6 protein-coding genes and 2 rRNA genes are annotated in these 8,328 nt (G+C 70.4%); 3 read left to right on the top strand and 5 right to left on the bottom strand.

The annotated features are described in order from the left end of the window. Positions 1–115: ribosomal RNA gene (locus tag BMW85_RS47835) — 23S ribosomal RNA — on the top strand; the annotation flags it as partial. 87 nt (positions 116–202) lie between these two features. Beyond that, a 5S ribosomal RNA gene (gene rrf / locus BMW85_RS47830) occupies positions 203–319 on the top strand. An 82-nt stretch (positions 320–401) separates the two neighbouring features. Here the strand turns inward: rrf and BMW85_RS47825 are convergent. Both BMW85_RS47825 and BMW85_RS47820 read right to left on the bottom strand, forming a co-directional pair. Continuing rightward, positions 402–1,196 carry a bestrophin-like domain gene (locus BMW85_RS47825; RefSeq protein WP_483869911.1) on the bottom strand — a complete coding sequence of 265 codons (795 nt, stop codon included), beginning with the start codon at positions 1,194–1,196 and terminating at the stop codon, positions 402–404. 40 nt (positions 1,197–1,236) lie between these two features. Then, on the bottom strand, positions 1,237–2,001 hold the full coding sequence (locus BMW85_RS47820; protein WP_091094420.1) for a PhzF family phenazine biosynthesis protein: 765 nt from the start codon (positions 1,999–2,001) through the stop codon (positions 1,237–1,239). A gap of 168 nt (positions 2,002–2,169) precedes the next feature. On the opposite strand from BMW85_RS47820, the gene BMW85_RS47815 reads away from it, so the two are divergent. Further along, positions 2,170–2,553, top strand: a complete 384-nt coding sequence (locus BMW85_RS47815) for a cell division protein SepF (protein WP_020546507.1) — start codon at positions 2,170–2,172, stop codon at positions 2,551–2,553. 289 nt (positions 2,554–2,842) lie between these two features. Here BMW85_RS47815 and BMW85_RS47810 read toward each other — a convergent pair whose 3' ends face one another. The 3 genes from BMW85_RS47810 to BMW85_RS47800 form a co-directional block, all read right to left on the bottom strand. Beyond that, positions 2,843–4,123, bottom strand: a complete 1,281-nt coding sequence (locus BMW85_RS47810; protein WP_091094419.1) for a hypothetical protein — start codon at positions 4,121–4,123, stop codon at positions 2,843–2,845. Between the two features lie 163 nt (positions 4,124–4,286). Then, positions 4,287–6,014, bottom strand: a complete 1,728-nt coding sequence (gene argS / locus BMW85_RS47805; protein ID WP_091094418.1) for an arginine--tRNA ligase — start codon at positions 6,012–6,014, stop codon at positions 4,287–4,289. After that, positions 6,011–8,323, bottom strand: a complete 2,313-nt coding sequence (locus BMW85_RS47800) for an HAD-IC family P-type ATPase (RefSeq protein ID WP_091094417.1) — start codon at positions 8,321–8,323, stop codon at positions 6,011–6,013. Before BMW85_RS47800 ends, argS begins: the two co-directional genes overlap by 4 nt. Positions 8,324–8,328: the final 5 nt, after the last annotated feature.

Here is an 8,328-nt window from a genome sequence, read left to right as displayed (position 1 = left end):
CTCCCACCACGAGAGTGGGTAAGGCTCCCGGTAGACGACCGGGTTGATAGGCCGGAGGTGGAAGCGCGGTAACGTGTGGAGCTGACCGGTACTAATAGGCCGAGGACTTGACCACAAAGCATTCTTTCTGAGATTTTTTGCTCGCGTCCACTAGGCAATTCTGAGACTGCAAACACGTCTGTGTTTGTTTGTTTCGGAGGGTTACGGCGGTTATGGCGGGAAGGAAACACCCGGTTACATTCCGAACCCGGAAGTTAAGCTTCTCTGCGCCGATGGTACTGCACTCGGGAGGGTGTGGGAGAGTAGGTCACCGCCGGACAATCTTTTGGAGGGCCCCGACGCTTAGCGTCGGGGCCCTTCTGCATTTCTGCCCCTGGCTCTGACTTGGGACGAGGTCGGCGTCAGGCGGCGCCTCCCAGAGTGCGGATGCTGGTGAAGCGGGTCAGGGCCTGTTCGAAGGCTTCGGGGCCGATGGCGATGCCGCCGCTGAACGGGAAGTCGAGTTGCTGGCCGAGGAACAGGACCAGCCCGACCAGGCCGCCCACGACGGCGGCGACCGTGACGTGGACCTTGCGTACCGGGCTGCCGCAGACGACGGCCGGGAGGAGCACGGCGAGGCCGCAGCCGGCCAGGGCCGCCCAGAGGAGCGGTGGGACGCCTGAGTCGGCCATCTGGGCGCGGGCCCGACGGGCGTCCAGTACGGCCTGGACGCGGCTCATCGCCTGGCTGTAGCGGGTGGAGGCGGCGCCGGTCGCCGGCTCGATGGTCTGGAAGTAGGTGCGCAGCTGCTCGACGTGGCGCCAGGCGCGCGGGGAGAGCGTGTGGTCCTCGGCCATGCGGGGCCACTCCTCGCGGACCACGGTCGTGGCGTAGTCGGTGGCGAGGGTCTGCAGGGTGTGGCGCTGGGGGTCGGGGAGCGAGCGGGAGTACCAGTAGACGTCGGTGAGGTTGCTCGCCTCGGTGGAGGCGGTCTGGTGGGCGGAGTTGACCTGGTTCCAGGCCGCCACCACGACGAGGCCGATGCTGACGGCGAAGAGCGTGCCGACGATTCCGGTGGCCACGCTGCTGCCCTCGCGGAAATCGTGGCGGAGCGGCGCGGCGATGAACCTGTTGGCGTAAAGGCGACGACGCCGGTGACGGCGGCCGCGGCGGCTGCGATGAGCAAGCCGACGATGGCGACGAACAAAGCACCCCACTTTCTGCGCTCTAATGATTACGCAAAGTGAGGCGGCGTCGCTAGACGTGTAGGGTGCCGGACAGCACGGTTACGGCGTTGCCCGCCAGGTGAACGCGGTCTCCGGCATAAGTGACGTGGACGATTCCGCCTCTCTTGGACAATTGCGCGCCGACGAGTGAAGCGCGGCCGAGACGGGCCGACCAGTAGGGGGAGAGCGCGCAGTGGGCCGAGCCGGTTACGGGGTCCTCCGGGACACCTACTTTGGGCGCGAAGAAACGGGAGACGAAGTCCGTTTCCGTGCCGCGGGCGGTGACGATGACGCCGCGGGCGTCGACGGACCTGAGGGCGGGGATGTCGGGGGTCAGGTTCCGTACCGTTTCCTCCGACTCCAGCTCCACCAGCAGGTCGAGCTGACTTATCCCGACGCGCACCGGGGTGGCCCCGAGGGCTTTCTCCAGGCCGGCCGGAAGCGTGACGGGGGTCACCTCCTTCGCCGGGAAATCCATGGTGATCCCCCCGCTTGGGAGTCGATTCACGGTGAGCGTGCCACTGGCCGTGCGGAATTCCACCGGCCCCGTCGCCGCGCCCGTCGAATACAGGACGTGGGCCGTGGCGAGGGTGGCGTGACCACAGAGCGTGACCTCTACGGCCGGGGTGAACCAGCGGAGCGAATCCTCGTGAAGGAACGCGGTCTCCGAGAGGTTCATCTCGGTGGCTACGCTCTGCATCCAACCGTCGGTAACCGCAGAGTCCAGCAGGCAGACGGCGGCCGGATTACCCTGGAAAGCTGTGCTGGTGAAGGCGTCGACGGTGTAGAGGCGCATGGGGGCGATCGTATACGGGGGGCGGATATCAAGCTGCAAGCGGGCTGCAAGCCGTACAAAATGGAATTAGGGCTGGGCGTGTCGCGTGGCGAATGCGGAATCGTCGGTTACCGTCCAATGTGTAGGGACGTGCCGATTACGGTGAGTTCCTGAGGAAAGGACAAGCCGATGGGGGCAGTGCGCAAGGTGGTGAGCTACCTTGGCCTGAGCGGGGTCGATCACTACGACGAGGCCTATGACGACGACGAGCACTACGAGGACGAGTATGTCCCCGCGACCGAGCGGGCAGCTCGGCGGTGGCGCGCGAACGTCGACTCGTCACGCATCGTGATGGTCCAGCCGCTCAAGTACAACGACGCACCGTTGATCGGTCAGCACTTCCGTGACGGCCAGACGGTGATCATGGACGTTTCCGGCATGGCGTTGCCTGAGGCCACCAGAATGGTCGACTTCGCCGCCGGGCTGGCCTTCGGATGCGAGGGACGGATCGAGCGGATCGCGGAGCGGGTGTTCCTGCTTGCCCCGGCGCATGTGGAGATCGAGACGACCTAGCCAGGCTGAGGAATTATGGTCCGGTCGCCGGGGCGAAGGGCGACCGGACGGGCCGGTGACGGGGTGCTGGGGGCACCACGGGCCGGCACGGGCCGACGACGGCTTCTCGGACCCGGGTCTGATGTGATCAGGCCCGGGTTCGTGCTGTCGGGGCCGCGTCGCCACCCGGCCGTGGCACCCGGCCGTGGCACCCGGCCGTGGCACCCGGCCGTGGCACCCGGCCGTGGCACCCGGCCGTGGCACCCCGCTGGGGAACGCCGTCAGGCCCGTTGACCCTCGTGGGAGCCGGTCAGGCGGCGCGGGGGCCGCGGCGGATGAGGCGGAAGAGCTCGCTGGCATCCTCGGCGGCCTGCTTGGCGCGGGCGTCGGACTCGCGGGCGTAGGCGTGCAGCGCCCACACGGCGCCCTCGGCCAGCTCCCGCAGCTCGCTGACCTGGCCGGCGACGTATTGGGCGTCGGCTTCGACCAGTTTGCGGCGCTGCCAGAGCTGCCACCCGCCCAGGCCGATCGTGGCGACGCCGGCCGCGGCCAGCAGGGGGGTGGTCAGGGGGGCGCCGGCGAGGCAGGCCACTCCGGCCACGATCAGCAGGATCGCCGCCCACGGGCGGGAGCGCGGTATGACGCCCTCGGTGATGACGGACTGCTCGGCCGCGGCCAGCGAGGCCCGGTCAGGGCCTTCGGGGCGCAGGTGGATGCGGTGCCCGAGGATCGGCACGGTGAGCGTCTCGGGCGGCTCCAGGCTGCTGTCGGTCTCCAGCTCCTCGGCCACCACCCGCAGGATCGGGGCCGCCACGTGCAGCGCGATCCCCGCCAGCTGCGGGTCGGCGCCGGGGCGGAGGTCGTCCAGCAGGTAGGACACCAGCGAAGCCATCGGCCCCTCAGGGCCGCCGGAGCCGATGAGCGAGCGGAGCACGGCCAGCGGTTCGTTCTCGGCGCCGTGGGTGCCGGAGGTGTCGAGCGGGACGCGGGCGTCGGGGCCGGTCTTGCGGGCCGAGGTGATCTCGGCGCACCGCCCGCGCAGCCGGGCCAGCCGGTCGGCGGCCATGGCAGGGCGGGCAAGCTCGGGGATCTCGGCCATCTCGGGGAAGTCGGCCAGCGAGGGCGGCACGACGACCGCGGGCTCGCCGGGGATGAGCGCCTGGATCCACTGCTCGGCGTCGGCGTGCTCCTGGACGGCGAGGGCGTCGAGCTTGCGCAGGACGAAGATCTTGCCGGCGGGGCCGTACGCGCCGCGCGCGGCGGCCAGCCAGAGCGAGCGCTGACCGTGGGTGACCGGCCGGTCGATGGACAGCTCGCCGAAGGCGGTGCCCAGCCAGGAGGCGTGGATGCGGCTGCCCTGCCCGGACACGGCGAGTGCCAGGCACAGGAACAGCGCGGTGCGTTGCTGGTCGCGGCTCGCGGCCCGGCTCAGCGGCTCCAGCGGGTCGTCACCGGACAGGAGGGCGACCAGGGCCTCGACGGCCGGGGGCAGCCAGAAGCCGGGGACGTCGCGGAAGGCGACCGGGGCGGCGGGCGGCGCCGCGCCGTCGGCGGCGAGGTGCGCCAGCAGTGCCTCCGCGTAGCGATGCACCTCCGTCGCTGCTTGGGGGCTTGCAGTCAGGTCCGTACTCAAGGCAGAGAACTCCCCCATTTCGGCCTCGGTTCATGACCGCGTAAAGCCTAGCCGTATGGGCGCGCCAACCCGGTGGAGGCGCGCCCACGACGGAACGGGCGGCTTCGAGCCAACTGCGTGTTTACATGCGCTCGGGGACAGGGACGCCCAGAAGGTCGAGCCCGGTCTCCAGCGTGCGGAGGGTGAGCGCGCACAGGGCGAGCCGGGAGGCCCGGACCTCGGGGGCGACGTCGCTGCGGAGGACCGGGCACTGCTCGTAGAAGGTGCTGAACAGGCTCGCGGTCTCGAACAGGAAGGCGCACAGCCGGTGCGGCTCGGACTGGGCGGTGACCTGCGACACCAGCTCGCCGAACCCCAGCAGGTGCAGGCTCAGCGCGCGCTCGGCGGGCTCACCGGACGTGATGGTGCCCTGCGCCTCGGCCGGCTCCATGCCCGCCTTGCGGAAGATGGAGCGGATGCGGGCCGTGGCGTACTGCATGTAGGGGCCGGTGTTGCCGGTGAAGCCGAGCATGCGGTCGAAGTCGAAGACGTATTCGCTGTCGTGGCTGACCGACAGGTCGGCGTACTTCACCGCGCCCATGCCGACCGCCCGCGCGATCTCGGCCTGCGTGGCCGCGTCGTAGCCGCGGTCGGCGATGGCCGCCGTGGCGCGTTCGACGGCCTCGTCGAGCAGGTCGGTCAGTTTGATCGACTCGCCGGAGCGGGTCTTGAAGCGGCGGCCGTCCTTGCCGAGCATCATGCCGATCTGGACGTGCTCGGCCGAGACCTCGTCGGGCAGCCAGCCGGCCTGCCTGGCCGCGGCGAACACCATGCGGAAGTGCAGCGCCTGGTCGGCGCCGACGACGTAGAGGATGCGCGCGGCCTTGAGGTCGTGGACGCGGTAGCGGATGGCCGCCATGTCGGTGGTGGCGTAGCCGTAGCCGCCGTCGCTCTTCCTGATGATGAGCGGCAGCGGCTTGTCGTCGGAGCCGGTGAAGCCCGGCGGGAAGACGCAGAGCGCGCCCTCGCTGAGCTCGGCGGTGCCGGACGCCTCCAGGTCGGCGCAGGTGCGCTCCAGCATCGGGTTGTACATGCTCTCGCCGGCGAGGTCGGCGTCGGTGAGGGTGACCCCGAGCCGGCCGTAGACCTTGTTGAAGTAGCGGACGGTGGCGTCCATGAAGACGTGCCAGAGCCGCAGCGTCTCGGGGTCGCCGGACTGCAGCGTGGTCACCCGCACCCTGGCGCGCTGCTTGAACGCCTCGTCGCCGTCGAACTTGACCCGCGCCGCCTGGTAGAACTCGGTGCCCATGCCGGCTTCGAGCTGCCCGACCGCGGCCTCCTCGCCGATGTCGAGCAGGTGCTCGATGAGCATGCCGAACGGGGTGCCCCAGTCGCCCAGGTGGTTTTGCCTGACGACGGTGTTGCCGACGTGCTCGTGCAGGCGGGCCAGCGCGTCGCCGACGATGGTGGTGCGCAGGTGGCCGACGTGCATCTCCTTGGCCGCGTTGGGCGCGGAGTAGTCGATCACCACGGTCTGCGTGGGCGTGACCGTGCCGACGCCGAGCCGCGGGTCGTCGAGCATGCTCTGGGCCTCGGCGGCGATCCAGCCGTCGTCGAGGGTGATGTTGAGAAAGCCGGGGCCGCTGACCTCGACCGTGCCGGGGAAGTCGGACAGCTCCGCCCTGATCGCCTCGGCGACCTCCCGCGGGGCCCGTCGCAGCCGCTTGGCCAGGCTCATCGCGACGTTCGCCTGGAAGTCGGCGAACTGGGAGGGCCGGATCAGCGGGTCTGCGTCGGCGTGCTCGGCGCCGAACGCGTGCGCCAGCGCCTGCTGGACGCGCTCGGTGAGCACTGTCTGCGGGTCGGTCATGCTCTAAGGGTACCGGCGAGCTTGACCGCGACGCTGATGATAATCGCCGCTCCGAGGCCGACGCCGACGGCGGTCAGGTCGCCCGCGAGGTCACCGGGTTCGAGGGCGAAGAAGGCCCGTACGAAGGGCAGCGACATCGCGATCGCGAACGCCGCCGCCATGGCCGCGACGAGGAGCACCCGCCACCAGGTGAGCGGCCTGGCGATGAGGACGAGCACCCACCACGTGGCCAGGAAGAGCGTGATCACCGCCGACGTCTGGTCCTCGATGAGCGTGGAGTCGCCCCTGTGGGCCAGCCAGAACGACGTCAGCACCGCGACCGCGCACAGCACCCCGGAGGGCACGGCGAAGCGCAGCACCCGGCGGACGAATCCGGAGCGGGCGCGTTCGAAGGTCGGCGCGAGCGCCAGGAAGAAGGCCGGGATGCCGATGGTGAGGGCGTTGACCAGGGTCGAGTGGCGGGGCGCGAAGGGGAACATCACCCCGGCGACGCCAACGGCCAGCGACAGCGCGATGGCGTAGAACGTCTTGGTGAGGAAGAGGTTGGAGACCCGTTCGATGTTGGCGAGCACCCGCCGGCCCTCGCCGACGACGTGGGGCAGGGTGGCGAACTTGTTGTCCAGCAGCACCACCTGCGCGACGGCCTTGGTGGCCGGGCTGCCCGCGCCCATGGCGATGCCGAGGTCGGCGTCCTTGAGCGCGAGCACGTCGTTGACGCCGTCGCCGGTCATGGCGACGGTGTGGCCGCGGGCCTGGAGCGCGGTGACGAACTTGCGTTTCTGCTGGGGGGAGACCCGGCCGAAGACGGCGTGCTCGTCCAGCAGCTCGCCCAGTTTCTGCGGGTCGTCGTCGGGGAGGGTGCGGGCGTCGATGAAGCGGTGGCCGTCGGGGATGCCGAGGTGGGTGGCGATGGCGGCGACCGCCTCGGGGTTGTCGCCGGAGATGACTTTGACCGTGACGCCCTGCTTGGCGAAGTAGCGCAGGGTCTCGTCGGCGTCGGGGCGTACGCGCTGTTTGAGGGTGACGAGCGCGATGGGCTCCAGCGTCGCGGTGGAGCCGTCGCCGGGCTCGGGCAGCCGGTCGGCGCGGCAGAGCGCGAGCACGCGCGCGCCGGTGGTGGCGAGGGCGGCGGCGCGGTCGTAGCCGTCGCCGCTCTGCAGCAGGACGTCGGGGGCGCCGAGCACCCAGGCGCCGCGCTCGCCGAAGTCGGTGCCGCTCCACTTGCGCGCGGAGGAGAACGGCACGCTCTCCCCGGCCGTCCAGCCGTCGGCGGGGGCGTCGTAGCGGGCGCGGATGGCCTGGGCGGTGGGGTTGGGCCGGGGGTCGGCGTGGCAGAGGGCGGCCAGTGCGTCGGCCACGGGCTGGTCGTGGCGGAGCGGCAGCACCTCGTCGAGCTCCATGCCGCCGGCGGTGAGGGTGCCGGTCTTGTCCAGGCAGAGCACGTCGACCCGGGCCAGGCCCTCGATGGCGGGCAGTTCCTGGACCAGGCAGCGGCGCCGGCCGAGGCGTACGACGCCGACGGCGAACGCGATCGAGGTCATCAGCACCAGGCCCTCGGGGATCATGGTGACGATGCCGGCGACCGCGCCGGTGATCGCGGTGCCGAAGTCGACGGAGTTGCTGAGCTGGCTGTAGATCAGCAGGGCGCCGATGGGGATGACCAGCCAGGTGATGTACTTGATGAAGTTGGAGACGCCCTCGCGCAGCTCGGAGTGGGCGAGGTGGAACTTGCTCGCCTCCTCGGCGAGCCGTACGGCGTAGGCGTCGGTGCCGACCTTCGTGGCCACGAACGCCCCCGAGCCGGCCACCACGAAGCTGCCCGACAGCACCTGGTCGCCGGGCTTCTTGTGCACGGGGTCGGCCTCGCCGGTCAGCAGCGACTCGTCCACCTCCAGGCCGTCGGAGCGGATCACGTCGCCGTCGACGAGGAGGCGGTCGCCGGGGGCGAGCAGGATCAGGTCGCCGAGCACGATCTCCCGCGGGTGGATCTCGCGCTCCGCGCCGTCGCGGCGCACGCGTACGGGGGCCTCGTTGACGACCGCGAGCTTGTCGAGCGTGTGCTTGGCCCGCAGCTCCTGGACGATGCCGATGAGCGCGTTGGCCACGATGACCAGGCCGAACAGGCCGTCCTGCCATTCGCCGAAGATCAGGATGAGCGCCCAGAGCACGCCGATGACGAGGTTGAACAGGGTGAGGACGTTCGCCCTGATGATGGCGCTGAACGATCTGCTGGACCGTCGCGGGACGTCGTTGGGCTTCGCCGCCGCGACCTGGGCAGCAGTGAGCCCGTCAAAGGTGAGCCCGACCACATAAC

This window comes from Nonomuraea wenchangensis (genome assembly GCF_900111685.1).
Classification (GTDB): Bacteria; Actinomycetota; Actinomycetes; order Streptosporangiales; family Streptosporangiaceae; genus Nonomuraea; species Nonomuraea wenchangensis.
This window is presented reverse-complemented; position numbering and strand designations above follow the sequence as displayed.